This window comes from Nostoc sp. GT001 (assembly GCF_030382115.1).
In the GTDB taxonomy this organism is placed as follows: Bacteria; Cyanobacteriota; Cyanobacteriia; order Cyanobacteriales; family Nostocaceae; genus Nostoc.
Genome location: NZ_JAUDRJ010000003.1, coordinates 6,803,751 through 6,829,985, shown reverse-complemented (window position 1 = coordinate 6,829,985; position 26,235 = coordinate 6,803,751). Strand labels below are relative to the sequence as shown.

Annotated in this window: 26 protein-coding genes and 2 tRNA genes; 12 read left to right on the top strand and 16 right to left on the bottom strand. The window is 42.7% G+C overall.

All coding sequences use genetic code 11. From position 1 onward, the window contains the following. Positions 1-166: 166 nt before the first annotated feature. The 3 genes from QUD05_RS31835 (at position 167) to QUD05_RS31825 (ending at position 2,504) form a co-directional block, all read left to right on the top strand. Entirely contained in the window at positions 167-994 is an 828-nt protein-coding gene (locus QUD05_RS31835; RefSeq protein ID WP_289799525.1) for a metallophosphoesterase, read from the top strand. Positions 995-1,213: 219 nt separating this feature from the next. Beyond that, the gene (locus QUD05_RS31830; protein ID WP_289799524.1) at positions 1,214-2,047 is read left to right on the top strand and encodes a metallophosphoesterase; all 834 of its coding nucleotides are present in this window, start codon (positions 1,214-1,216) and stop codon (positions 2,045-2,047) included. Between the two features lie 331 nt (positions 2,048-2,378). Continuing rightward, positions 2,379-2,504 carry a hypothetical protein gene (locus QUD05_RS31825; protein WP_289799523.1) on the top strand — a complete coding sequence of 42 codons (126 nt, stop codon included), beginning with the start codon at positions 2,379-2,381 and terminating at the stop codon, positions 2,502-2,504. Between the two features lie 289 nt (positions 2,505-2,793). On the opposite strand, the gene QUD05_RS31820 is transcribed toward QUD05_RS31825, so the two are convergent. The 3 genes from QUD05_RS31820 to QUD05_RS31810 form a co-directional block, all read right to left on the bottom strand. Next, a complete protein-coding gene (locus QUD05_RS31820) occupies positions 2,794-3,528 on the bottom strand; it encodes a hypothetical protein (protein WP_289799522.1) in 735 nt (244 codons plus the stop codon). Positions 3,529-3,846: 318 nt separating this feature from the next. Beyond that, the gene (locus QUD05_RS31815; protein ID WP_289799521.1) at positions 3,847-5,343 is read right to left on the bottom strand and encodes a WD40 domain-containing protein; all 1,497 of its coding nucleotides are present in this window, start codon (positions 5,341-5,343) and stop codon (positions 3,847-3,849) included. Positions 5,344-5,438: 95 nt separating this feature from the next. Beyond that, positions 5,439-6,050, bottom strand: a complete 612-nt coding sequence (locus QUD05_RS31810) for a DnaJ domain-containing protein (RefSeq protein WP_289799520.1) — start codon at positions 6,048-6,050, stop codon at positions 5,439-5,441. Positions 6,051-6,079: 29 nt separating this feature from the next. Between QUD05_RS31810 and QUD05_RS31805 the strand changes: the two genes are divergently transcribed. Then, positions 6,080-7,168: a tocopherol cyclase family protein gene (locus QUD05_RS31805; protein WP_289799519.1), complete on the top strand. Its 1,089-nt coding sequence runs from the start codon at positions 6,080-6,082 to the stop codon at positions 7,166-7,168. 33 nt (positions 7,169-7,201) lie between these two features. After that, positions 7,202-7,275, top strand: a tRNA-Arg gene (locus tag QUD05_RS31800). On the opposite strand, the gene QUD05_RS31795 is transcribed toward QUD05_RS31800, so the two are convergent. After that, the gene (locus QUD05_RS31795; RefSeq protein ID WP_289799518.1) at positions 7,257-7,472 is read right to left on the bottom strand and encodes a hypothetical protein; all 216 of its coding nucleotides are present in this window, start codon (positions 7,470-7,472) and stop codon (positions 7,257-7,259) included. The two genes, QUD05_RS31800 and QUD05_RS31795, sit on opposite strands and share 19 nt — an antisense overlap. A 213-nt stretch (positions 7,473-7,685) precedes the next feature. On the opposite strand from QUD05_RS31795, the gene QUD05_RS31790 reads away from it, so the two are divergent. From QUD05_RS31790 to QUD05_RS31775, 4 genes are all read left to right on the top strand, one after another. Beyond that, on the top strand, positions 7,686-8,216 hold the full coding sequence (locus QUD05_RS31790) for a YdcF family protein (protein WP_099101842.1): 531 nt from the start codon (positions 7,686-7,688) through the stop codon (positions 8,214-8,216). A 149-nt stretch (positions 8,217-8,365) separates the two neighbouring features. Further along, entirely contained in the window at positions 8,366-9,529 is a 1,164-nt protein-coding gene (locus QUD05_RS31785) for a GuaB3 family IMP dehydrogenase-related protein (protein WP_289799517.1), read from the top strand. Between the two features lie 341 nt (positions 9,530-9,870). After that, positions 9,871-10,194 (top strand): thioredoxin, encoded by a 324-nt coding sequence (trxA, locus tag QUD05_RS31780; RefSeq protein ID WP_104909616.1) that lies wholly within the window; start codon positions 9,871-9,873, stop codon positions 10,192-10,194. Between the two features lie 569 nt (positions 10,195-10,763). Beyond that, positions 10,764-11,576: a carbon-nitrogen hydrolase family protein gene (locus QUD05_RS31775; RefSeq protein WP_289799516.1), complete on the top strand. Its 813-nt coding sequence runs from the start codon at positions 10,764-10,766 to the stop codon at positions 11,574-11,576. A 263-nt stretch (positions 11,577-11,839) separates the two neighbouring features. Here QUD05_RS31775 and fba read toward each other — a convergent pair whose 3' ends face one another. From fba to QUD05_RS31750, 5 genes are all read right to left on the bottom strand, one after another. Beyond that, positions 11,840-12,919: a class II fructose-bisphosphate aldolase gene (gene fba / locus QUD05_RS31770; RefSeq protein ID WP_190940262.1), complete on the bottom strand. Its 1,080-nt coding sequence runs from the start codon at positions 12,917-12,919 to the stop codon at positions 11,840-11,842. Positions 12,920-13,242: 323 nt separating this feature from the next. Continuing rightward, positions 13,243-13,314, bottom strand: a tRNA-Lys gene (locus QUD05_RS31765). Positions 13,315-13,375: 61 nt separating this feature from the next. Next, positions 13,376-14,245 carry an aldose epimerase family protein gene (locus tag QUD05_RS31760; protein WP_289799515.1) on the bottom strand — a complete coding sequence of 290 codons (870 nt, stop codon included), beginning with the start codon at positions 14,243-14,245 and terminating at the stop codon, positions 13,376-13,378. 97 nt (positions 14,246-14,342) lie between these two features. Continuing rightward, a complete protein-coding gene (gene pdhA, locus QUD05_RS31755; protein ID WP_289799514.1) occupies positions 14,343-15,377 on the bottom strand; it encodes a pyruvate dehydrogenase (acetyl-transferring) E1 component subunit alpha in 1,035 nt (344 codons plus the stop codon). 172 nt (positions 15,378-15,549) lie between these two features. After that, positions 15,550-15,699: a hypothetical protein gene (locus QUD05_RS31750; RefSeq protein ID WP_289799513.1), complete on the bottom strand. Its 150-nt coding sequence runs from the start codon at positions 15,697-15,699 to the stop codon at positions 15,550-15,552. A gap of 656 nt (positions 15,700-16,355) precedes the next feature. Between QUD05_RS31750 and QUD05_RS31745 the strand changes: the two genes are divergently transcribed. Next, a complete protein-coding gene (locus tag QUD05_RS31745) occupies positions 16,356-18,647 on the top strand; it encodes an IMS domain-containing protein (protein ID WP_289799512.1) in 2,292 nt (763 codons plus the stop codon). A gap of 10 nt (positions 18,648-18,657) precedes the next feature. On the opposite strand, the gene dhaL is transcribed toward QUD05_RS31745, so the two are convergent. The 3 genes from dhaL to QUD05_RS31730 form a co-directional block, all read right to left on the bottom strand. Continuing rightward, a complete protein-coding gene (gene dhaL / locus QUD05_RS31740) occupies positions 18,658-19,287 on the bottom strand; it encodes a dihydroxyacetone kinase subunit DhaL (RefSeq protein ID WP_289799511.1) in 630 nt (209 codons plus the stop codon). Positions 19,288-19,407: 120 nt separating this feature from the next. Beyond that, complete coding sequence (dhaK, locus tag QUD05_RS31735) at positions 19,408-20,484, bottom strand: dihydroxyacetone kinase subunit DhaK (RefSeq protein WP_289799510.1); 1,077 nt, start codon at positions 20,482-20,484, stop codon at positions 19,408-19,410. Between the two features lie 158 nt (positions 20,485-20,642). Then, positions 20,643-21,518: an MBL fold metallo-hydrolase gene (locus QUD05_RS31730; protein WP_289799509.1), complete on the bottom strand. Its 876-nt coding sequence runs from the start codon at positions 21,516-21,518 to the stop codon at positions 20,643-20,645. Positions 21,519-21,709: 191 nt separating this feature from the next. On the opposite strand from QUD05_RS31730, the gene QUD05_RS31725 reads away from it, so the two are divergent. Next, a complete protein-coding gene (locus QUD05_RS31725) occupies positions 21,710-23,068 on the top strand; it encodes a serine/threonine-protein kinase (protein WP_289799508.1) in 1,359 nt (452 codons plus the stop codon). Positions 23,069-23,088: 20 nt separating this feature from the next. Then, entirely contained in the window at positions 23,089-23,274 is a 186-nt protein-coding gene (locus QUD05_RS31720) for a 2-oxoisovalerate dehydrogenase E1 subunit beta (RefSeq protein WP_289799507.1), read from the top strand. A gap of 69 nt (positions 23,275-23,343) precedes the next feature. Here the strand turns inward: QUD05_RS31720 and QUD05_RS31715 are convergent, their stop codons facing one another. The 4 genes from QUD05_RS31715 to QUD05_RS31700 all read right to left on the bottom strand — a co-directional run bounded on the left by QUD05_RS31715 (position 23,344) and on the right by QUD05_RS31700 (position 26,113). Beyond that, entirely contained in the window at positions 23,344-23,562 is a 219-nt protein-coding gene (locus tag QUD05_RS31715; RefSeq protein WP_289799506.1) for a type II toxin-antitoxin system HicA family toxin, read from the bottom strand. Beyond that, the gene (locus tag QUD05_RS31710) at positions 23,562-23,804 is read right to left on the bottom strand and encodes a type II toxin-antitoxin system HicB family antitoxin (RefSeq protein WP_289799505.1); all 243 of its coding nucleotides are present in this window, start codon (positions 23,802-23,804) and stop codon (positions 23,562-23,564) included. The genes QUD05_RS31715 and QUD05_RS31710 overlap by 1 nt, the downstream gene beginning before the upstream one ends. Before the next feature lie 186 nt (positions 23,805-23,990). After that, on the bottom strand, positions 23,991-24,944 hold the full coding sequence (locus QUD05_RS31705) for a heme o synthase (RefSeq protein WP_289799504.1): 954 nt from the start codon (positions 24,942-24,944) through the stop codon (positions 23,991-23,993). A gap of 227 nt (positions 24,945-25,171) precedes the next feature. After that, a complete protein-coding gene (locus QUD05_RS31700; RefSeq protein WP_069071819.1) occupies positions 25,172-26,113 on the bottom strand; it encodes a COX15/CtaA family protein in 942 nt (313 codons plus the stop codon). Positions 26,114-26,235: the final 122 nt, after the last annotated feature.

Below are 26,235 nucleotides of genomic sequence, written 5' to 3'. Positions count from 1 at the left end.
TCTGACATAAATTAACACCAAACTTACGTCTGATTTAAATAAGTATCAATAAGCTAAAATCCACAGGTTTCATAAAATTTTCAATAACTTGCACTAGTCGCTGTACACGAACTGACAATGTTTCGTTAAGCTGTAAGCGCTATGATTGAAGTTTATTGAACGTTTTATGCATTGGTTGTTATCTGGGCCGTTGAGTACAGAAGCATTGACGGTTAACATTGCAGGGTTGCCTGCATCGTTACAAGGTAAAAAGCTGGTGCAGTTGTCAGATTTTCACTACGATGGTTTGCGGCTGTCGGCAGAGATGTTAGAAAAAGCGATCGCAGTGACTAACGAAGCTAAACCAGATTTAATTTTATTAACTGGTGACTACGTAACTGATGATCCGTCGCCAATTCACCAACTGGTACTTCGACTCAAACATTTGCAAAGTCGCAGTGGAATCTATGCTATCCTTGGCAATCACGATATATATAAACACGCAAAAGCAGAAGTTACAGAAGCCCTTACTAGCATTGGAATTCACGTCCTTTGGAACGAAATTGCCTATCCACTAGGAAAAGAATTACCACTCGTCGGACTGGCTGACTATTGGTCACGGGAATTCCACCCCGCAACAGTTATGAACCAGCTAAACCCCGACACACCCTGCATTGTTTTATCCCACAACCCAGATACTGCGGAGATATTACAAACATGGCGAGTCGATTTACAATTATCTGGTCATACTCACGGTGGTCAAATCGTGATTCCTGGAATTGGTCCTGCGGCGTTGTTTTACGAAAAGCTTGTAAAAAAAATACCCAGAAAAGTGAGGCATCGATTCCCATTTCTAGAAGTAAATGTTTCTGTAGTCAACCATTGGGAATGGGCGCAGGGTTTGCATCGGCTAGGTAAAAATCAGCTATATATCAATCGTGGTTTGGGAACTTACCTCCCAGGACGCTTATTTTGCCGCCCAGAAGTTACTATGATCACCCTACAAGGTGAGTAGGTAATTCCAAATCTAACAAAAAAGAACGCAATTTCAGCAGGTACTCTGGCTAATGAGTGCTTACAAACTCAGCCATAACCTGCTACTTTCATCGCCAAAATTTAAATCGAATGAATTAATTGTATCTGAAGTAGATGACATAAATTATTGCATTTTATCAAGTTACATTTTTATTTTTGGTAAGCTGTAAGCGCTGGTATGAGGAGTATCGGTTAACTTATGCATTGGTTGTTTACGGGACATTTAAGAGTAGATAAAATAACGGTTAAGATTGCGGAACTTCCTGCATCTTTACAAGGTACAACGTTAGTGCAGTTGTCAGATTTTCACTATGATGGTTTGCGACTGTCGGAAGATATGTTAGAAAAAGCGATCGCACTTACTAATGAAGCTGAACCAGATTTAATTCTATTAACTGGTGACTACGTAACTGACGATCCCACACCAATCCATCAATTGGTGCTTCGACTCAAACATCTGCAAAGTCGCTGTGGTATCTACGCCGTACTTGGGAACCACGATATCTATTACAGCCACTCCAAATCAGAAGTTACACAAGCGTTAACCACCATTGGGGTTCACGTACTTTGGAATGAAATCGCCTATCCACTAGGAAAGGAATTACCATTGGTAGGACTAGCTGATTATTGGTCACGGGAATTTTACCCTGCACCAGTGATGAATCAACTAGACTCGCTTACACCGCGCATCGTTTTATCTCATAACCCAGATACAGCCAAGATATTGCAACAATGGCGCGTAGATTTGCAACTATCTGGTCATACCCACGGTGGTCACATCGTGATTCCGGGCATTGGCCCTCTAGTACTCTATTACAAAAAGCTACTCAAACAAATTCCCAAAAAATTACGGCGTTGGGTAACATTTTTATTAGGAGACTGCTCAAAAGTAGTTCGATATTGGGAGTGGGCGCAAGGTTTTCACAAGGTGGAAGAAAATCAACTATATGTCAATCGTGGTTTAGGAACTTATAAACCAGGACGTTTATTTTGTCCGCCTGAAGTGACTGTAATTACCTTAGTTAGTCATTAGTCATTGGTCATTGGTCACTTGTACTGAGTTTTGACACAACGACTACGCCCTTCTCTACGAGAGGCTGCGCCAACGGCTACGCTCAGGACAGGCTCAGTGCATCGCTGTGCGGAAATCGAGCGACTTGTGCCGAGCGAAGTCGAGGTAAGTCGAGATTCAACTACCGCGTAGTCGTTGGCGTAGCCTCTAGTAGAGAAGTATTGGTTATTAGTCTAAATAAATGACAAATGACAAAAATGCATCATAACACTCAAAGCAGAAACCGCCTGAAGCTACGATGGATAAATCTCAATAGCTTGGGGCGGTTACTTGAAGATTGGAGAATTCAGAAATGGCTAACTTAAAATTTGGTGGACAGTATTCGCGATCGCTTTACTCAGAATTGCACATCCTTACATTCCAACTAGGCAGGCATTTTCTGGCTGTGCGTTCTAAAACCTCCAAAACAACTCATTGAACTTAAGGCAAAAACACATTCAACGGATGTCACAACCAATCATAGCGATCGCGAGAAGATTAGAGCAGGAGGCACAGGCTCTAACTTGAAAGTTTTTGTTTAACTTTTAACCTGTTTGTACCTTGGTCTTAATCTAGCATTGTGTTTGTTTAGCTACAAGATACCTTTACTAAACTTGAATACCATTAATTTTTCGCAACAATTCAGAAATATTGCTTAAAATTTGTTCCACTTGGTAATATTCGCATTCATGCCAACATTACCAAGTGGACTGAAAGTTCAGAAGCCTTTACTGACCAGAACCGCTGTTAGATGTACTGTCTGACTGGTCTACTCCTTGAGGTGTAGTGGTTTTAGAAGTGTCACTTTTCGTACCAGGAGCAACAGTATTAGTAGAACTATCGTTTTGCGAAGCCGGAGTATTGGTAGTTGGACTCGTCGCCGGACTTTGTGTCGCTTTAGGGGCTGGCTGGGTTACAGAAGGTGCTTTTTCTGCCGCAGGCTGCTGGGGTGGAATAGTAATGTTAATATCCGGTTGGCGAGGTGCAGACGGAGGTGTAACTTGCTGTTGGGGAACAGGAACAGGAACAGCAACAGGTACAGGTACTTCCGTAGTTCTTTCGATTATCGTTGGTGGTTGAGGAGATGCACTGGGAGTTGGATCGCTCTTACTCGGAACAGGAACCACGACTGGCACAGCATTGTTAACCGCTGCGTTATTCTGCTGGTTGAAGTACCAAACCCCACCTATAACCAAACCAAGCAGGGAAGTAATGATAATACCCAACAGCAAACCACCACTAGCATTGTTTTCATCACGCTGGGCTAAATCTGCTTGCTGGTAGCTACGCTCAACATTTCGACCATGTACGTAACCGTTAGTGTAAGAGTTGGGATTAGTTGTATTGTTCTTAACTGTTTCAGTGGTTTGTGTGTAATGGGTCTGAGTATTGCCATTAATATCAGTGTAAGATTCTTGTTTAACTTCACTGTTTTTGCTTTCGCGTTCATTGGGAATAGACATAGCCGTTGATTTAACTCCTCAGATTAAAATATTGACGAACTAAAGCTTTGTGAAAACAAAAGGTTTTAATGAACTGAAAATATATGTTGCTGATAAATATTGAGTCTTATTTGCTACTCAACTGTTGGTAATCTCAGAATAACCTCTGCCCTCAAACAAGTGGCTCTATCTCCAGGGAGTTAATACTTAATCTTTAGAGAGTTAATACTTAATCAAGAGAAAGAGTATCCCAAAGATGGATGTTATCAAACTGTCAATTAATGCATCGATCAAAAAATCTAGCAATTTGCTTCAATTCTCTAAATTTTTAATTTGTTGTTAGATAGCGCAGCGCCAAAGCTTGATGGTCATATCTCGACTACCACTAACCAAAGTTTTGCCATCAGGACTGAAAGCGACAGAGTTAACCCAATCTGAATGGTTGCCCAGCGTGTAGAGTTGTTGTCCAGTGCTAATGTGCCATAACTTTATGGTGTAGTCTGCGCTAGCACTGGCAAGATTTTGACCATCGGGGCTAAAAGCAACAGACCAAACATAACTGTGATGTCCAGCAAGTGTGTTAACTAGCTTACCTGTATTGATATTCCATAACTTGATAGTCTGGTCATAACTGGTACTAGCTAAAATTTGCCCATCAGGGCTAATGGCGACACAACTCACCCAACCTGAATGCCCGGTGAGAGTTTGCAGCAATTTGTTACTCTTCAAATTCCATAGCTTAATGGTATTATCCGCACCGCCACTTACAAAAATCTGGTGTTTTGGGCAAGTGGTAAGGGAATAAATGAAGGAAGAATGACCTTTGAGAACTTGCAGTAACTGCCCCATGTCTATATGGGAAACCTTGATAGTAGTGTCTGTACCGCCACTCAGGATAGTCTGACCATCTGGACTAATGATTACAGAAAAAACAGGGGTTGAATGTACTTTAAGTGTCTTGAGTAATTTACCTGTAGATACTTGCCAAATCATTATGCTGCTATCATCACTGCCACTAACCAGAGTTTGGCTATCTGGACTAAAGGCTAGGCATCTTACCCATTTGGTATGACTAGTGAGAGTATGTAGTAATTTACCTGTGTCGAGATGCCAAATCTTGATAGTATTATCACTACTTCCACTAGCCAAAGTTTGCCCATCTGGACTAATTGCAGTTGTAAAAACCCAGTTCAGATGAGTCAGGGTGTGAACACATTTCCACGGTGAAGGTTGAGACTGTGATTCAGGTGGCGGCGTTGGTGGCTTTGGCGGTTGCGATGTAGGTTGGGGTGGTGGTGACGTTGGTGGCTTTGGCGGTGGCGATGTAGATTTGGGTGGTGGCGGCGTTGGTGACTTTGGCGGTGCTTTTTTCTGTTTCAGTTCCAGTTCTCTGGCATTTTTCAAATCTGACTTGGCTCTATTTTCATATCCTAGTTTCGAGCAAGCAAGCCCTCGGTATTTGTAAGCTTCAAAGTAGTTGGGGTTGAGACGAATTGCTTGGGTAAAGTCTTCAATTGCTTCACTATATTTTCCTCTTTGAGCTTTCTCCATAGCCAGGTTATAAAAACTTTCAGCATTGGATGGAGTTAAATCAATTTTGGTAGTAGAAGCAGATTGATTTGTCTGACTTGGCTGAGAAGACTTTAACCTTGCATAAGCTTGATTGATTTCTTTGATTTTTTCTTCCGCTTCTAGCTTTTGCTGCGGTTCAATAAAACAATCTGGATGCCAAGTCTTAGCCATCTGGCGGTAAGCTTGCTTGACCTCATCAGCAGATGCACCTGGTTTTAACCCAAAGATATTGTAAATATGATTTATATCGAAGCGATCGCTCATACTAAGAAATCAGCACCAAGTCTTACTACACTTAGTATTCCCAAGTATAAGTATTATCTATCTCCATCTCTAGTGTCTTCAACTATATTCGCTGGTTATCTCCAACGCCGATTTAGCCGCAGTAAACTTTTTATCCTCTGACAAAATCTTTCTACTAGAGGTTTAGGTTTTGATACATATCTAGGCGATCGCGATCTACGCGTACTCCCCGGATTTCTTAACTCTTCTTCTATTTGTGCAGCTTTATTTAAATCTGAAGCGGCTCTATATTCGTATCCCAATTGTGAGCAAACTAGCCCACGATATTTATACGCGTCAATATAGTGAGGATTGAGACGAATGGCGTGGGTAAAATCTGCGATCGCATCCTCATATCTTCCTTGAGTAGCATTTTCTACCCCTAAAGTGTAGAAAGTTTCTGCATCCCAACGATTGACAGATATTTTTGGGGGATTTTTAGGCGAAGATGAAGATGGATTTTCAGGAATAGGAGGCTCAGATGGATTTTCAGATTTGAGCCTGTTGTAAGCTGCGTTGATTGATTTGATTTTTTCCTCAGCTTCCTGTTTTTGCCTTTGATCGACAAAGCGATCGGGATGCCAAATTTTCACCAGTTTACGGTAAGTTCGCTTCACCTGTGCCTGAGACGCACCGGGTTTTAGCCCAAGAATTTCATAAGCATCATTGATATCGAATCGATCGCGCATACTGAAAAAATCGGCAACTATCTAAACCTATGTTAACTATTCCCCTAAATTCTCTCCAAACGCCCCATTCTGGTTATCACTGGGATGGCAGTAGCCGTCGCTTCTTTGAAGGCTGGTATTACCGCGTCACGTTACCAGAAATTGGGCAAACATTCGCCTTTATGTACTCCATTGAAGATCCCATCGGCGGTAAACCTTACAGTGGTGGTGCAGCCCAAATCCTCGGCCCGGATGATGAGTACCTCTGCCGTACTTTTCCAGATGTCAACAAATTTTGGGGTAGTCGGGATGTTTTAGGTTTAGGTCATTGGGGTAAAAATAATTTGCAAGTTTCTCCTCTATACCTCCTGCCAGCAGAGTTTGAGTATCATGTCCAAGAAGGATATCAAGCTACTGCCACTTTGAATCAGGGAATAATTCGCGATCGCGCCACTAATAATTATTGTCGTTGGCAGTATGAAATTCAACCAGTATACGGTTGGGGCAATCAAAATAGCATTCAGCAATCAACCGCTGGCTGGCTGTCATTCTTGCAGATTTTTGAACCTGGATGGCAAATTTTGATGGCTCACGGTTTAGCCAGTGGGAAAATTGACTGGAATGGCAAAATCTACGAATTCACTAACGCCCCAGCCTACGGCGAGAAAAATTGGGGTGGTGCTTTTCCTCAGAAATGGTTTTGGATAAATTGTAATTGCTTCGAGGGCGAACCCGACTTAGCATTAACTGCTGGTGGTGGACGACGGGGTGTGCTGTGGTGGATGGAATCTGTAGCGATGATTGGACTGCACTATCAAGGCAAGTTTTATGAATTTGTTCCCTGGAATTCACAAGTAGAGTGGGAAATTCAGCCTTGGAGCAGATGGCAAATGAAAGCTAGCAACTCTAATTATGAAATTGAATTAACAGGAACCACAGATTTACCTGGTACACCTCTACGTGCGCCGACAGCAGAAGGTTTAAGATACTGTTGCCGAGACACCATGCAAGGAAAACTAAATTTAGAGTTACGAGAACTAAATGGCAGAAAATCTAAAATAATTCTAAAAGCCGAAAGTTTTCTTTGTGGTTTAGAAGTAGGCGGCGGCTCTTGGGATAACATTTGGCAGTCTCCCTAAAACTACTGCTATAATTATATATGCTTCGCAGTTGGGGTTGTAGCTCAGTTGGATAGAGCGGACGCCTCCTAAGCGTCAGGTCGTGCGTTCAAGTCGCACCAGTCCCGTTATCTTCAGACAATTCATATATACAGCAATTAATATGGTAATAGCATTGCTGTGCGCCTAACAGTGGTACGCCTGTTCGCCCAAGTCGGGATATCCGTCCACGCAACTGGCTGCTGATTCTGTGCAATTGAGAACTACTATATAAAGTGGTTAAAACCCTTTGATGAATCGTCCGATATCGGTTAGGATAATCCATCAATTAGAGGAAAAACTCCAGGCACGTTTAATCGCGCTGCTATACGAAAACCAACCAAATATTATATTTGGTCAGAATTTGGGCAGATTCTTGGGAAGTTTGCTACTCTACTATCAATTATTTTTTCTTATAGCCAGAGAAAATTGTGTACTAAGCAAATTAAGTTATTGAGCCTTGAATAAGCTACTCTTTACAAATAAATCTTTTCGTTTTATGGCTTTTGTCCTGCCAATATTTATGTGGTGGGGATACAAAGAAGTACAAAACCAATTTGTGCAGCCGCAAGCAGTTGTAGTGTTAGGTGGTTCAACGAGACATTTAGAGCGAGAAAAATTTACAGCAAAATTCGTTCGTGAGCATCCAAATATACCGATTTGGATTACAGGTGGCAGTCCACGTACATTCACTCAAAGAGTGTTTACCAAAGCTGGTGTTGATCCTCAACGTTTACACTTGGATTATGAAGCAGTAGATACAGTTACTAATTTTACTACTTTGGTAGATGATTTGCAAGCTCGCGGCATTAAGAGCGTTTATTTGATTACTTCCGACTTCCATATGCGCCGGGCTTGTGTCATTGGCGAAATTATTTTGGGCAGTCGGGGTATTTATTTAAAACCAGTGCCAGTTCCTTCCGAAAAACCCCCTGAATCTATCGAAAAATCTGTTCGTGATGGAGCTAGAGCGATAATTTGGTTAGCAACTGGTTACACTGGTGTGGATGCCGCTAAAAATAAACGGTAAATCAAACTAATTTTGGATTTTTAATCGGTCAAAATCCAAATGACTAATGACAACCGTCACTAGTCACTTATATGGTTCGGGAAAAAAACACCCCAAATTTCCCCACAATTTGATACCCTAGCTTAAACAGATTTGAGTAAAGTTAAAGCGTGGAAATTCAACTTGGGCGGGGAAAAACAGCTCGCAGAGCTTACGGAATAGATGAAATTGCTCTAGCCCCTGGTAATAGAACACTAGACCCCAGTTTGGCAGATACTAAGTGGCGTATTGGCAATATTGAGCGAGAAATCCCGATAATTGCTAGTGCTATGGATGGCGTAGTAGATGTTCGTATGGCTGTACGTTTGTCACAGTTAGGAGCATTAGGTGTCCTCAATTTAGAGGGGATTCAAACTCGCTATGCTGACCCAGAGCCAATATTAGATCGGATTGCCTCTGTGGGAAAAGATGAATTTGTTGCCCTCATGCAAGAACTCTATGCCGAACCAATAAAACCGGAATTAATAGAACAACGTATTCAGGAAATTAAACAACAAGGTGGCATTGCAGCGGTGAGTGCGACTCCAGTAGGTGCAAGTAAATATGGTGAGGCAGTGGCCAAAGCTGGGGCAGATTTATTTTTTGTCCAAGCTACGGTAGTTTCTACTGCACATCTGTCACCAGAGTCTTTAGTACCACTCGATTTAGCAGAATTTTGCCGTTCCATGCCCATCCCTGTGGTGTTGGGGAATTGCGTAACTTACGAAGTCACGTTGAATTTGTTGAAAGCTGGGGCGGCTGGGGTACTGGTGGGAATTGGGCCTGGCGCGGCTTGTACTTCTCGTGGGGTATTGGGTGTGGGTGTACCACAGGCAACTGCGATCGCCGATTGTGCCGCAGCACGAGATGATTACTACAAGGAAACTGGCAACTATATCCCCATTATTGCTGATGGCGGTTTAATCCTAGGTGGCGACATTTGCAAATGCATCGCCTGTGGTGCTGATGGTGTGATGATTGGCTCCCCCTTTGCCAGAGCCGCAGAAGCCCCAGGACGAGGTTATCATTGGGGTATGGCGACTCCTAGCCCAGTCTTGCCCCGTGGCACCCGCATTCGCGTTGCTACGACTGGTAGCTTAGAGCAAATACTCATTGGCCCAGCAGGGCTAGATGATGGTACTCACAATCTTTTAGGAGCCTTAAAGACCAGTATGGGCACTTTGGGAGCGAAAAATATTAAAGAAATGCAGCAGGTGGAAGTTGTGATTGCACCTTCTTTATTAACCGAAGGCAAAGTTTACCAAAAAGCTCAACAATTAGGTATGGGGAAATAAAATTGGCGACTGGGAACTGGGGACTGGTAATGAAAAAGAGTTATTTTAATCCTAATTCCTAATCCCTAATCCCCAATAATCCTTCAATAAATTTTTCTGAGCCCCTAAACAATTGCTGGAAAAATCCGATATGTCGCTTACAATAGAGATAGCGGAGACGCATGTTTCCGTTCACTCCTCACACCACACTCCGCCCGGACTACTGTTCGGGCGGTTCCTTATGTTTGTAAATAAAATAAGAGAGCTTCTTTGCAAATGTACATCCTCGCACTCCCAAGCTGAGGTTTTTGCTATGGTAGAATTTTCACCAAGTTCAGATATTATTGGCGAAGGTTTTAGGCATGTCAACAGCCGCACAAGTTACCGATTCTAGTTTCAAGCAAGAAGTACTCGACAGCGATGTACCAGTTTTAGTTGACTTTTGGGCACCCTGGTGCGGACCATGCCGTATGGTAGCTCCTGTTGTCGATGAAATCTCCGAACAGTACAAAGGTCAAATCAAGGTCGTAAAAGTCAACACAGATGAAAATCCTAATGTTGCTAGTCAATATGGCATCCGCAGCATTCCCACATTAATGATTTTTAAGGGTGGACAAAAAGTGGATATGGTGGTAGGCGCCGTGCCTAAAACTACATTAGCTTCCACTCTCGAAAAGCATCTTTGAAACTCAATCGGCAATAAAACCCTCTTGAGTTATCCATTTTTTTCTAACTTTAAGTTAATTTTCATAAACAAGTTTGAGAGGCGCAAATTTGCTGTCTATCAAACTTGTTTACATTTGTATACACTTTCAGAATATTTTTAGGAGTTTTCTACCTGAAAACAACTGCCGAATTCGCCGCCAACAAAAAACCAAAAGCTAAGTTACGTAGATTGATTGTCTACAAGAGACTGTGCGTAACTTGTTTAAGAAAGGGATACGCTCCGAATTCAAATTAACAAAATCAAACATGATTCGTATAGAATTTGGTGTAACAATCCCCAATAAATAAATTTAGTTGCTCTGTAATACAGAAATATTCATATCAGGCTGCTTTTATCAGGGTTTGATCGCAACTCATCGCAATATTATTCAGTTCGCTAGAACCCAGAGGAAGATTAAGAGCAGCAATAAAACAAGTCTGTTAAAGAAAAGGAACCCTGATGGATTTCTAATTAAGTTCCACAGATTTTGAAGTAGCGATATATTTTGATAATCTATCTTCCATAAATCAACTGTTCGTTGTTGAATCTATGAAGTCTTATTTAGCCGCCGCTATTCAATTGACCAGTGTGCCCGATTTACATAAAAATTTGGCACAGGCAGAAGAATTAATAGAGCTTGCCGTGCGTCAAGGTGCTGAATTGGTAGGTTTGCCAGAAAACTTTTCCTATATGGGAGAAGAAAAAGATAAACTCGCACAAGGTGATGCGATCGCTCTTGAAAGTGAAAAATTTCTCAAAAAAATGGCTCAACGCTTTCAAGTTACGATCTTGGGCGGCAGCTTTCCACTTCCTGTAGATAATACAGGCAAAGTTTATAACACAACTCTACTCATCGACCCCAGCGGTCAAGAGCTTGCCCGCTACTACAAAGTACACTTATTTGATGTTGATGTTCCCGACGGCAATACCTATCGTGAATCCAGCACGGTTGTGGCTGGTACACAACTACCACCCGTCTATTTTTCTGAAAAACTCGGTAATCTAGGGCTTTCTATTTGTTATGATGTCCGATTCCCGGAACTGTATCGTCATCTGGCAAATAAGGGAGCCGATGTTATATTTATTCCTGCCGCTTTTACCGCCTTTACAGGTAAAGACCACTGGCAAGTACTACTACAAGCCAGAGCCATCGAAAATACCGCCTACGTCATTGCTCCTGCCCAAACGGGGAATAACTACGCCCGTCGTCTAACCCACGGTCATGCGGTCATTATCGACCCTTGGGGTGTAATTTTAGCTGATGCTGGGGAAAAACCGGGAATTGCGATCGCAGAAATCAAACCTACTAGGCTTGAACAAGTCCGGCGTCAAATGCCCTCTTTACAGCATCGGGTGTTCTAGGGAGTAGAGAGCAGGGGAGGCAGGGGAAACAAAGGAGACAAGGGAGACAAGGAGATAAACAAAACTCCTAACTCTTAACTCAGCACGGGCTAAACCTTAGCTTTCCGCTAACAGCACTCCTAATGCCCAATGCCCCATTCCCCATTCCTAGTCCTTATGAACAAAACAAAAAACCGGGTGTTTACCCGGTTTCTGACAACATTAAAATCCTCAGTTTTTTAGGAGCATAGCAAAACTATGCCCCTATTTATTTGTCGTCAAAATTAAACTTTAGCCGCTGATTTGGTAACAACGTTAAGTTCACCTTTAGCATACTTAGCAGCAAAATCTTCCAAAGAAATTTGCTTAATCTTGCTGGCGTTGCCAGCTGTGCCAAATTGCTGATAGCGTTCAGCACAAACCTTCTGCATGTATGTAATAGAAGGCTTGAGGAAGTGACGGGGGTCAAACTCCTCTGGTTTTTTAGCCAAAGCTTCACGTACAGCAGCAGTAATAGCCAAACGGTTATCGGTGTCAATATTTACTTTACGTACACCACTCTTGATGCCTTTTTGGATTTCTTCTACAGGTACACCGTAGGTTTCAGGAATTGCACCACCATATTGGTTAATCAGTGCAAGCAAATCTTCAGGTACAGAAGAAGAACCGTGCATTACCAAGTGGGTGTTAGGCAGACGGCGGTGAATTTCTTCAATGCGGCTGATGGCCAAAATTTCGCCAGTCGGCTTACGAGTAAACTTGTAAGCACCGTGGCTTGTGCCAATGGCAACAGCCAAAGCATCTACTTGGGTTGCTTCTACGAATTCAACAGCTTCATCAGGGTCGGTTAGCAGTTGTGAGTGGTCGAGTGTACCTTCAAACCCGTGACCATCTTCAGCTTCGCCAGCACCAGTTTCTAGAGAACCCAAACAACCGAGTTCACCTTCAACGCTGACACCCAAAGCATGAGCTACGTTTACAACTTCGCGGGTAACGTTAACGTTGTACTCGAAGCTAGCGGGAGTTTTCGCATCAGCTTCTAAAGAACCATCCATCATCACGCTGGTGAAGTTGTTCTTAATTGCTGAGTAGCAAGTAGCAGGGGCATTACCATGATCTTGGTGCATGACAATGGGAATGTGAGGATAGGTTTCTACCGCAGCCAAAATCAGGTGGCGGAGGAAGTTTTCTCCTGCATAATTACGAGCGCCGCGTGAAGCTTGTAAAATTACGGGGCTATCTGTCTCGACAGCAGCTTTCAGGATTGCCTGAATCTGCTCCAAATTGTTAACGTTGAAAGCTGGGATGCCGTAACCGTTTTCAGCTGCGTGATCCAACAGCAGCCGCAGTGGTACAAGCGCCATAGATAGTCCTCCTAATGTGGTTGTCAGCTAGTCGGTGTGAGAGAAGCGTAATCATTACGCTAAATCTTAAGAGTTTTTTCAACTTATAGGAAATTATAACTAGTGTGGTGTATCTATGTTGAAAAACTTTACGCCATAGTTACTATAAATATGTTCTATATTTGCTCTCTACTGTTGTACTATGCCCTACACCTGCTCTGTATTGCTGTACATTTAGCTACCCTAGAATTAGTAGCTCTGGTAGCCCAGTATCCCAAATTTTCCTTCCTGCAATTACAAAGATGAGCGATCGCTTCTTTACATTATTTAATGAACTTCTAATATGGGTCGCCCGGGATTCGAACCCGGAACTAATCGGTTAAAAGCCGAGTACTCTACCGTTGAGTTAGCGACCCTTTTGCTGCATTTCGCAACTTTGCAATCATAGCATATACATCTGTAGATTTGTAAAGGGGTTTAGAAAAAATTAGCCGTCAACCTTACAGATGCGGTGTGGCTAGCTCCTGGCGCTAACACAGTCAGGTTATCACCAGTATTGAGAGAGTTACGAGTCGCACTCCAAGGTTCTAGACAGTAGAACTCTTTGCCTTTGACTGTCCAAAATACCAGGTAGGTAGAGAAATCATCATAATCCAAGGTGAGTTTTAACTTCCGGCTGCGATCTATCGCGGTGGCTGATTGACTCGTTAGCTGTCCAAAGGCAAAATCAATTTCATCACGGCTAAAGTCAAAATTGCCGTCAAAAGAGTGAATTTCCTTAGTTTGATTGTCTTGATACTGCTTAGAAGGAATTTCAAGCTCTAACTGAGTTTTATCACCACACAGAAAGTAGGGATGGAAACCAGCCGAAAAGGGCATTGGTGTAGATGACAAGTTTTTATACTGCTGACGGACTTCTAGGGTATTACCTTGAAGTTCGTAGGTGAAAGCTAGTTGAAAATCAAAAGGATAAACTGCCTTAGTTTGCTCATTACTATCAAGAACAAGAGTGAGACTAGCTTTATCTCCAGTCTCTTGTTCTGTTACTTTCCACGGCAATTCACGGGCAAAACCATGTTGTTTGAGAGTATATTTTTGACCGTTATGAGTGTAAGTATTATCTGGTAGATTGCCACAAATAGGAAACAAAATTGGATTTCCACCTCTAACACTCAACTCAGGATGAGTAAAGCGTTCAGTATCTAGGTAAAAAATTTCTTGCCCTTGAATGCGCCAACGGGTGATGATACCGCCGCGTTCTGGTACAACTTCTAACTGAGAACCAGCGGCTTCATCAGAAAGAATATAGGTCTTGTATTGTTGCTTTTGAACTGCAATGCTAAACACAAATTTTAGTCCTGGGTAAGGTGGAGTGCTGAGTACGCAGTGCTGAGTTCTGAGTAGAAAAAATACTCAGCACTCACCACTCATCACTCAGCACTGTTTATTCGTCTTCTGCAAACACGAAACGATATAACTCGCTAGGGTCTGGCTCAGGGCTGCTTTCGGCGAACTTAACCGCATCGTCGATTACATCCTGAATTTTACGGTCAATGGCTTTGATTTCTCCCTCATCCGCCAGATTTTGCTCAACCAAATAAGCTGCCAACTTCTTAATTGGGTCGCGGGCGAACCAAAATTCTTTCTCCGCTTTGCTTCGCATTTCATCTGGGTCTGCCAAGGAGTGACCCCGGAAGCGGTAGGTAAGCGCTTCAATTAATGTTGGGCCTTCACCAGCACGGGCACGGGCTACAGCTTCTTGAGCCACGGCTCGAACTGCTAGTACATCCATGCCATCGACTTCCACGCCCACCATGTTAAAGACACTGGCTTTTTTATAAATCTCTGGTTGGGAAGTGGCTCGTTCGTGAGACATCCCAATGGCCCACTTATTATTTTCGACCACAAACAGAATTGGCAGTTTCCAGAGGGCTGCCATATTTAGTGTCTCGAAAAACTGACCGTTGTTAGCTGCACCGTCGCCAAAAAAGCAAGCTGTCACTTGGTCAGCATTTTTATCTCCCAGCACTTCGCGGCGGTATTTGCTTTGAAAAGCCGCTCCAGCTGCTACAGGAATTCCCTCAGCCACAAAAGCATAGCCACCCAACAAGCGATGTTCGGCAGAAAACATGTGCATGGAACCACCGCGCCCTTTGCTGCAACCTGTGGCTTTGCCAAATAATTCTGCCATTACCTCCCTTGCTGGTACTCCCGCACTCAGAGCATGAACGTGGTCGCGGTAAGTACTGCAAACGTAATCTTCACCCGGTCGCATTGACTGCACAACACCACTACAAACGGCTTCTTGACCGTTGTACAAATGGACAAAACCAAACATTTTGCCTCTGTAGTACATTTCAGCGCACTTGTCTTCAAACAAGCGCCCTAATACCATGTCCTCATACAACCTTAATCCTTCTTCTTTTGTAATATGCGTAGTAGCAGGATTAAATGTGGGTAAAGTACGCTCTTGAACCATTATTTTTGAGTATCCCTGTTGTACAACTTAAACTTACGGTCTTAAATAAGTTGGTCTGATAACACCTCAGCTTTTAACAGGCTAGCGTTTGTAAGACTCAACAAACTTTATTTATGCACCAAAAAAGGGTCTTAGGGAATAGCTGAATTTTTAATTTTTGATTTTTAACTTTTCAGATGATGCCCCGTGAGGATTTGACTCTAACGGCAATATTTACCGCTTTGGGTTTTTCTCTCTCACCAAAATAGTGCTGAGTACCGTTAGCGGAAGCGGGGCGTTCAGCCCGTGCTGAGTAAAAAGTAAAATTAGACCGATTAGGCATCAAATCAGTTACGAGTAGTGAGTACTTAGGAAAAGATTCACAAGTACTACGTCTTACTCATTACTTCTTACTCAGAACTCAGCACAGGCTAAACCTTAGCTATCCGCTAACAAAACTCAGCACTCTTAAATATTCCCCTTCATAGACTAGCAATCAAGATAGACTGCTTTCTGCATATCCATTAACAATTTAAAAAAAAGGAGGCAAAAATCTATAATACCCAAATAGGTAATTGTAATTAAAGGTAAAATATGATATAGTTTCATTCTCTTGTTATCAGGGTAAATCCCCAATAGTGGTATTTTTGTTACCGATCTAGTGGAAAAGTCCCAAAAAAATCAATCATCAATAGATTCTTCCAGCCACAACAATAATTATGCCGTGATTAAAAGCGGTAGTTGTGGTTTGTGGTATCGAAGGCTGATAATAGTTGTGTTAAACAAAAATACTAAGAATTAAAACAAGCAATTGAGGCTTTCTAGGCGAAAGCAAAAAATTAGTACTAGAATGTGACTCAAAATTTCGGGAAGGTACAAAACAAGTTGTTGCAATATACACTTGTAGAGTAAATTCTATACGGCATTTTTATGGCACGGTTTTACAGGCTGGAAAGCTCTAGGTGAATTATGTTGATCACGGTGCAGGGGAAGTAGGCTGTGCGAATTCCGCTAGATTACTACCGAATTTTAGGACTACCGTTAGCGGCAAGTGAAGAACAATTGCGACAAGCATACAGCGATCGCATTGTACAATTGCCGCGACGTGAGTATTCTCAGGCAGCAATTTCTTCTCGTAAACAACTCATAGAAGAAGCTTACGTGGTTTTATCAGATCCAAAACAACGCAGTACCTACGATCAGCTTTATCTTGCTCACGCCTATGACCCTGATAACCTTGCTGCTGCCGCAGTAGCACTGGAAAATCGTCCAGAAAGCACCAAACGGGGTAGTGACACCCAAAGTCTGGGTATCGAAATTACTCAAGACGAATTAGTTGGCGCTTTATTACTTTTGCAGGAGTTGGGGGAATACGAACTTGTATTAAAACTAGGTCGCCCGTACCTAGTAAATAAAAATGGTGCTACAAGTGCAAGAAAGGGCAATAATTTAGCAGACGAAGAAATACACGAAAGTGCTGAACATCCTGATGTTGTTCTCACTGTCGCCCTTGCTTGTTTAGAATTAGGTCGCGAACAGTGGCAGCAAGGTCACTATGAAAATGCCGCTATATCCCTAGAAACTGGTCAAGAACTGTTAGTACGCGAAGGGTTGTTCGCCAGTGTCCAGGCAGAAATTCAGGCGGATCTTTATAAATTGCGACCATATCGAATTTTGGAGTTGTTGGCACTACCTCAAGAGAAGACTGCCGAACGAAGCCAAGGTTTAGAATTATTGCAAAACCTCTTAGAAGATCGTGGCGGGATTGATGGCACGAATAATGATGACTCTGGTTTAAACATAGATGACTTTCTGCGGTTTATCCAGCAGTTACGCAACCACTTAACAGTTGCCGAGCAGCACAAGTTATTTGAAGCCCAAAGTAAACGCAATTCTGCTGTTGCCACTTACTTAGCTGTTTATGCCTTGATAGCACGGGGATTTGCTCAACGGCAACTAGCTTTAATTCGTCAAGCAAGGCAAATGCTCATCCGTCTGGGCAAGCGCCAAGATGTACATTTAGAACAGTCGTTATGTGCGTTACTCTTGGGACAAACTGAAGAAGCAACTCGTGTTTTAGAACTTAGTCAGGAGTATGAAGCTTTAGCTTTTATTCGCGAAAAATCTCAAGACTCTCCAGATTTATTACCAGGGCTGTGTCTATATGCAGAACAGTGGTTACAACACGAAGTATTTCCCCATTTTCGAGATTTAGCAAACCAGCAAGCGTTTCTAAAAGATTACTTTGCTAACCCACAGGTACAAGCTTATTTAGAAGCACTGCCAACGGATGCAGAAACAACTAATGAGTGGGCTGTAATTAACCCCCAAAATTTTCCCCAGCCACAGACAAATAATTCGCCTTTCCCTAAAAATTCAACTAGGACTCCAAAGCAATTTAACCACAGCAGAACACCTGACCTAGATTTACCAGAAACACCAGAACATTTAAACTTCTCACCACCGATGTGGAATTCATCTGGAAGTGTAAAATCAGAGGTTCCTGCTGCTGAACGAACGAGCAGAGGCACAAAGGAGCATTTGAACGGTTCAGCTAAAAGTGCTACACCTGCTCATAACCAAAAGCGTCGGCGGAGAAAGCCTACTCCATCTAATATCAGGGAGCGTGTACCCGATAATCGTCCTTATTCTCGGCGTCCTCGGCGGCGGCGAACTTTTGCTAACACCATCGAAGGAAAAACACGGCTGGTATGGAGAGTGTTTATTTCTTTAGTGAGTATTTTAGTTTTCTGGGTGTTAGCCACAACAACTTTTGGATGGTTAAAAAATCTGTTTTTTCCGACACGATCTGTACCTCCTTCACAGTTGTTTGTACAAATAAATCAACCACCAATATCTATTCCCCCTCCAAATAGTCCACCACAAGGATTAGATGGCCCTTTAACAAATGCAGCGGCAGAGGAAATCATTCGCACTTGGCTATCTACTAAAGCCGAAGCTTTAGGGCCGAATCATGAGATTAATAATTTAGAGCAGATTTTAACTGGTTCAGCTTTGTCTCAATGGCGGGCGATCGCTCAACAAGCTAGGTCTGACAACCGCTACCGCAAGTACGACCATAGCGTAAAGGTGGAATCTGTAGAAAAAATTGATTTATTCGCAGATCGTGCCGCAGTGGTAGCTACGGTGAAGGAAGCGACGCAGTTATATGAAAATGGTCAGTTTAAAAACTCTTCTAACGATAATTTGCGAGTTCGGTATGATTTGATTCGAGAACGAAGTAAATGGCGTATTCAAAGTACATCTGTTGTGAATCAGATAATTAGATAAGTTGTAATGTTTAGGTTTCCAATACCCCTAACAAACTTTTCAACATCAAATAAGCAGAAGTCCCTCCTGGGTCTGGATGTCCGATACTCCGTTCTCCCAGGTAGCTAGCCCGTCCCTTTTTCGCTTGCATTGGTATAGTTTCCTGCAACCCTTTTTGAGCTGCTACTACAGCCTGTTGCATAGCTTCCAGCGTTCCCTTACTTTCTTCTACAGCTTGCCCAAAAGCGGCTACAGATGGAGACAGCACATCCACCATTGTTTTGTCTCCTAGTTGCGCTTTGCCACGTTGCACCACGCCGTCTAAGCCTGCTTGGAGTATTTCTAAAACATCTTGTTCTGTTAATTCTTGCTTACCAACTACTGCTGTACTGGCTCGTAAAAACCAGGTGCCATAAAGAGGACCACTAGCACCGCCAATAGAAGAAATTAAGGTCATACTCACAGCTTTAAGAATGCTGCTGATGTCCTTGTCTGTAAGAGTTGGTAACTGAGCGCTTACCTTTTTAAAGCCGCGATCCATATTGATCCCGTGGTCAGCATCTCCGATCGCAGCATCTAATTCTGTCAAATATGCTTTATTCTGCTCTATCTCGGTTGCATAAGCCTGCAACCATTGCAATATCTGCGCTTGATTCACCATATTAAAATAATTCGTAATACTTCTTTCTCTACGAGAGGCTGCGCCCGAAGCGTAGCTATGCCGCAGGCTTTACGGCTACGCGGTAGTTGAGCGAAGTCGAAACTCAGTACAAGTTCGTAATTATGAAATTCCCCAGCGCCAACTTGGTGTTTTGACTGGTGCATCCCATAGGCGGATCATCTCATCATCTAATTTCAGCAGGGTAATGGAGCAACCTTGCATTTCTAGAGATGTGATGTAAGGGCCTATCAAGTTTCGCACAATTTGCAATCCTTGCTGTTCGCAGATTTGAGCGAGTTTGCGGTAAACAATATACAGTTCAGAAATCGGGGTTCCACCCATACTATTGACGAAAGCTAATAAGCGATCGCCTTTTGCAAATGGTAGATTTGTTAGTTCTACATCTAACCATTCTCCTTTGTCTTCATCCCACTCGCGCAGTGTGCGGCTGTATGCTGCATCCTCAATAAGCGATCGCGTTAAAATTTCGGTAATCTCGTCTACTGATTTAATAGTTGTACGTTCTGTCCCTGGCTCACCGTGAATACCGATACCTAATTCAATTTCGCGATCGCCCAATTCAAATGTTGGTGTTCCATTGGCTGGCACTGTACAAGATGTTAGAGCAATTCCCATACTTCGCCCATTCAGATTTACCCGACGACATAAATTTGCTATTTGTGGCAAATCATACCCTGCTTCAGCCGCAGCGCCACAAATTTTTTCCGCCAGTATTGTTGTTCCCACACCCCGACGTCCTTGGGTATAGAGGCTATCCTTAACTGCTACATCGTCATCAATCAAAATATTTAGTGATCGAATGCCCTCACTACGGGCTAACTCCGTTGCCATTTCAAAGTTCATCACATCGCCACTATAATTTTTGACGATGTAAAGGATACCAGAGCCTCCATCTACTCGTTTGGCTGCTTCTAGCATTTGATCAGGAGTAGGGGAAGTGAAAACCTCACCAGGACAAGCTGCATCAAGCATTCCTTTGCCCACGAAGCCAGCGTGCATGGGTTCATGTCCACTGCCACCACCTGAAATAATTGCTACTTTACCCTGTATAGGTGCATCGGCTCGATAGACAAAAGCAGGGTCATGGTTCAGTTTAATTAAATCGGAATGAGCCGCCGCCATACCTTCTAGACTTTCCCGCACAAAGTCTTCCGGCTTGTTGATCAGCTTTTTCATAATCCGTGTTTGGTTAAAAGGGTTCTAAAACCCAGGTTATAGCGCTTCTGGTTTGTATGCAATACAGTTTGACCTCTCTCTAAATCTCTCTCCTAAAAGGAGAGAGACTTTGAATTTTCCCGCTTTTCGTATCGGGAAGGGGGTTAGGTTTGTTAATGTCAATTCAAAGATTCCATCAACTCAATACACTTGTGCATCTGCTGCCGCATGGTTTCCCTATCAGCATGAAATCTTCGTCCATGACCTGGTAGCACCCATTCAAAAGAGTAATTAGCCAAGTTACGCATTGATTTAGTCTGTTCTGACCAAGAATACCAGCAGGCATTGTGGAATGCAGCTAGTTGGTGGAAGCTTTCTGACCAAGCGAGATGATCGCCAGTGAAGAGAAACTTATTTTTATAAAGTAGGACTGTTTGTCCTTTAGTGTGACCGGGAACTGGAATAATTAATAAATCTGGAGTCAAGGTAAATGGTTCAGAACCAGTTAGCTGTATTTCTACATTGCGAGTATCCGCAGTAATATCATCAACGTGGAGGATGCGATCGCACTGAAAATGCTCGACAAACTTTTGATGATCTGCCACATCATCCTTATGAGTTAAATACATATAACGAATTGGCCCCAGTTCTTCTAAACGCTTGACTAAAGGCGGCGTAAACCGGGGAGAATCCACCAAAATGTTACCTTCTGGAAGTCGAATTAAATAGCTAGCAGCACCGTAAGATTTTTCAGAATGATAGCCGCAGTGGTAAATATTTTCTGTTACTAATATTGGAAAACTTTGTTGAGCAGCTTTGATATCTTTTGGTTTCTCAACAGTGCCAATGGAACTAGTAGGACAAGCTAAAAGTGCTTGCAGTGCGGTTAATCTTTCAGCCTCATTCGTTGGTTGATGATAAACAGCCGATTGATCGTCAACATCATAAAATACTTCAGGAGCCATCCAGCGACAGGTATCACAATCAATACAGGTAGTATCTACATAAAAATCGCCGTTGACATTTTGGGGACGACGCTGATTTAAATGAGCCATATTAATCCTTTTGCTTCCAGCCACTTACTGGGGGATCGATAAACCTTATATCACTACGCTAGCAAAAGTAACTTGAGACTGTAGCCGCCACTAGAAGTAAATCCGCTCAAAAATATCAAGACTCGTGAAACCCAGTAAGCAGAAATTGGGAAAACTGAACATAGACACTATCTGCTGATATATTCCCAAATATGCTTTACTGTTCTAATTCTAGTTGTGCAAATCCTTTTAATCCTGATAACAATAAGTTTTGTATTAAGTGTGGAAAAATACTCACACCATTATTTAGAAACCGTTTTCGGGTAATACGACTTTTGGGTGAGGGTGGATTTAGCAGAACTTATGAAGCTAGGGATGTAGATAAGATAGACGAACCTTGCGTAATTAAGCAATTTGTCCCTCAATTAGAAGGAACGGCTGCACTTGAAAAAGCTACGGAGTTATTTAAGCAAGAAGCGAAGCGTCTGTATGATTTGGGAGAACACCCGCAAATTCCCCGCCTGATTGCTTATTTTGAACAGGATAAAAGGCTTTATTTGGTACAAGAGTTAATTGAGGGGCAGAATTTATTACAAGAATTGCAGCAGCAGGGAGTCTTTAGCGAAGAAAAGATAAAACAGCTTTTAACTGATTTATTGCCTATCTTAAAGTTTATTCATGAACGCGGTGTAATTCATCGAGACATCAAGCCAGAAAATATCATGCGCCGTCTGGATGGCAAGTTAATATTAATTGATTTTGGTGTTTCTAAACAAATTACAAAAACTTTTGTAGGTGTTGGCACAACAGTAGGAACGCCTGGATATACACCATTAGAGCAAATGCGTGGTCAAGTTTTTCCTGCAAGTGATCTTTATAGTTTGGGCGTAACTTGTATTCGGCTGTTAACGCAATGTTTACCAAAAGCAGATGGTTATGATGAACTTTATGATGCGCTCAGGGGTTGCTGGATTTGGATAAAATATTTACCACAAAGTATTAATCCTGACTTTGGGCAAGTTTTAGATAAGTTAATTCAGGATTATGTGAAAGAACGCTATCAATCTGTTGATGAGGTTATACAAGCTCTTAATGCTGATAATCTAAATTCAGCACTAGGGATAGATTATACAATTTTGCAAAAGCTACTAGCATCTGGAAAATGGAGAGAAGCTGATCAAGAAACCTGGAAGCTTATGCTTGAAATATCTCATCGAGAAAAAGAATGTTACCTCAGAGTAGAAGATATAAAAGAGTTTCCCTGTCAAGACCTTTTAACTATTGATCGCTTGTGGGTAAAATATAGTAATGGGCGCTTTGGTTTTAGTATCCAGAAGCAAATATGGGACAGCGTTGGGGGAAAACCTGACTTAGATTTGGAAACCTGGAAATATTTCGGTGAGTCTCTAGGATGGCGGATTAAAAATAATTGGAAACCTTATGAATTTCTATCATTTACATTAGCTGCTCCGGTAGGACAACTACCCAGAGCAGTATGGAGTATGAGATTAGATGGAAGAAGAAAAAGACTCTCTGCCCTTACATCAAGGCTTGTAAATTATAAAATTTAGTAGTTAAGGAAAGATTAGCTATGACTGAAATTGTGTTTATCGTTGAAGATGATCCAGATGGTGGTTATACAGCTAGAGCTTTAACCGAGTCAATTTTTACTCAGGCTGACGATATAAAAACACTAAAAGGAATGATCCGTAATGCAGTTCACTGCCATTTTCCTAATGAAGAAAATCGTCCGCGAATAATCTTACTGAAATCATAAGGTATTAAAAATTTTCACTTTTGAATTAGAAGTTTTAGAAATGAGATCGCTTTTGTAAGTTTACAACAGTTATAACGCCTCCCATTCATCTCTGCTTATATTAGCTTGACGTAATATTTTATTTAGTAAGCTTGAACTGATGTCTCCCTGATGCGGATTGGGAATTGTTAATTTTGATTCACCTTTCACCATGTATTGATGCTTACCACCTGGGTAAGGCCCATCAAAACCTGCATCTTTCAAATAACGAATCAGATCCCGCCGATTAATCGATCCAAAGGGTGGCATTAGGCAATCTCTTTGGTGAAATTCAGGTCAACACCATCGAGTATAGGTAGAGTATGACCCAAACGCAATCCTAAAATAATCCATCCTTCAAGAGCATCTTGCAAATCTTCCCGGCAAGCCTCTAGTGTTGCAGCATTTGCCCACACTCCCTGACATTCTGGAATTTCACCATAGAAAGTTCCATCCTCAAGCAACTCGTAGGTTGCTTTGTGCATTCCTGTATGAATGTAATTTGTCAACATTTAGATTTTTTACAAGTTCATTCAGCTTTTTAATCAATTTGGTTATGAGTGAAATTATACTCGCGTAGGCGTAGCCCATCGTAGAAATCGCAAATCTGCCAATCTCTAATTATTATGTATATTTTTTAATTTCCAAAAATGCGATCGCGCCCCTTTACCAAACGCGATCGCTAAATTTTCCATCCCCTAAGCTATAAAATGCAACTGATTGATCGCTGCATTAATTAGATTATGGGTAACGGGAAGACTATCAACTACCATTCCCAGACACAACAGCATCATGTAGGAGATGGAATAGAGAAACAACTCTCTAGCGACAGTGCGATCCTCTGGATTTTGCAACAGCCGCCAAGATTTGTGGATAAATAATCCTCCCAGACTTAGAGCGATCGCAGCATAAAGAATTCCACTTGCACCCAAAGGATAAACCAATAACACAGTTGCAAATACTGTCACCAGCGTATAGTACCAAATCTGCTTCACGGTTGCCGTATCACCTTCGATCACAGGTAGCATTGGTATCCCAACCTTTGCGTAATCGTCCCGAATCATTAGAGCTAAAGCCCAGAAATGGGGCGGTGTCCACAAAAAGACGATGGCAAAAATTAACCATGCTGACCAGCTTAATGTACCCGTCACAGCAGCCCAACCCACTAACGCCGGAATTGCCCCAGCCGCTCCACCAACAACGATATTCTGGGTGGTGTGGCGTTTCAGCCAGTGGGTATAGACCAAAATGTAAAAGACGATGCCAGAGAAGGCTAGCAGGGCGGCTAACAGGTTGGCAAATACTGCTAGGAGTGTAAAGGAAATCGTCGCCAGCGCGATCGCAAAAATTAGAGCATCGCGTGGCTGCACCTTACCCGAAGGTATCGGACGATGGCGCGTCCGCTCCATGTCATAATCAATATCCCGGTCATAGACACAGTTAATCGTCTGGGCGCTTGCAGCAGCCAAAGTGCCACCAGTGAGAGTTACTAGCAACAGCAATGGGTCTACTTCTCCCTTAGCAGCAATCCACATACTCCCAGCCGTGGTAATCAAAAGCAACGGAATAATCCGAGGCTTCGTTAGCTGGTAGTAACTTTGAACTACCTGTAAAAATGTTTCGTGGTGGCGAGAGACATTAGTCTCAATCATTTTGGCTCTGGTTCCTTATTTTTCAACAACTTATATGCAGCCCCCGCTCAAGCTGGCTCTTTCAGGCAAATGAAAACACAGATTTTCTGCACCTGCGTGGGTCGCAATACTCGCCGTTGCGGCCATAATTTAGTGCTCAGTTAGGAGTTAGAGACACGATTAATCGCGTCTGTACAAGAGTTAGGAATTCTTGCTTCCACTACTCCCTTTGTTCTCTGACTCCATACTCAGCACTCATTGCTCAAGACTGTGATCTCGCGGCTAGTAGCCCAGTCACGCAATGCGAGAACTGTGAAAGCCACCAAAGTACCCAGCAAAGCTGCTCCTATCGCTTGGTGAGAGACTGTGAGAGGTTCGACTTGGAGATGTAATTTGAAGGTGGCAAATCCCAACAAGATTTGTAACGTCAACAACCCACCAGCCATATTTGCCAGTCGCCGCAAGGCTGGATGTAGTGCTGGTGTCCGCCAACAGATAAATACCATTGCCAAGGTTGCCACTGTTGGCGGCACTAAACCAGCAATATGGCTGTACATTACAGTACAAAGTTGAGAACCGCCGAGGCATTGATGTAGCGCCCAGCGAGAGCCGACCAAAGCACCTAGCAGACTTTGCAGGTAAACTAAAACAGCAGCAGTTAAACTGACCCAAGGTAACTTACCAACGGTTCCAGTCCCCTGATAGGGTGTGAGTGCTGTGCCGATAATCAAGAGGGTGCTAAAAAACAATAGCGCCGTGCCTAAATGGGCGGTAACGATATCAAACCGCAACAGTTCGGTGACGGTGAGTCCCCCCAAAACGCCTTGGAAGACGATTAAAAACAGGGCGAATGTAGATGCCCAAGGCAGCCAAGAGGGTAAGAAACGACGATGCCACCAGGACAAACCGAAGAGTGCGATCGCGCTTAAACCAATTAAAGCTGCATCCAATCTGTGAAACCACTCCAGGAATACCTGGAGATTCATCTGCTTGGCTGGCACGAGTTCGCCATAGCATAAGGGCCAGTCTGGGCAAGCAAGTCCAGCATTCATCACGCGGGTGGCACTGCCTATTGCCATCAAAATTAAGGTGGCTATGCATATTTTCCACACCAAGCGACGAATCATTTCCTTGGGCTTTTGCTGCTCAACTGCCGCTTCATTTTGTTGTTGTAGGACAAATTCGCTCATGAAGGATACCTTCTGCCCGCTCTTGGTGGATCTCTTAAAATTTTCAATTTTCTTTTAGCGTCCCATCTTCACCCTAGCGTATAGGCTAAGGGTTTATAGATTAGCACTCACTTATACTTTGA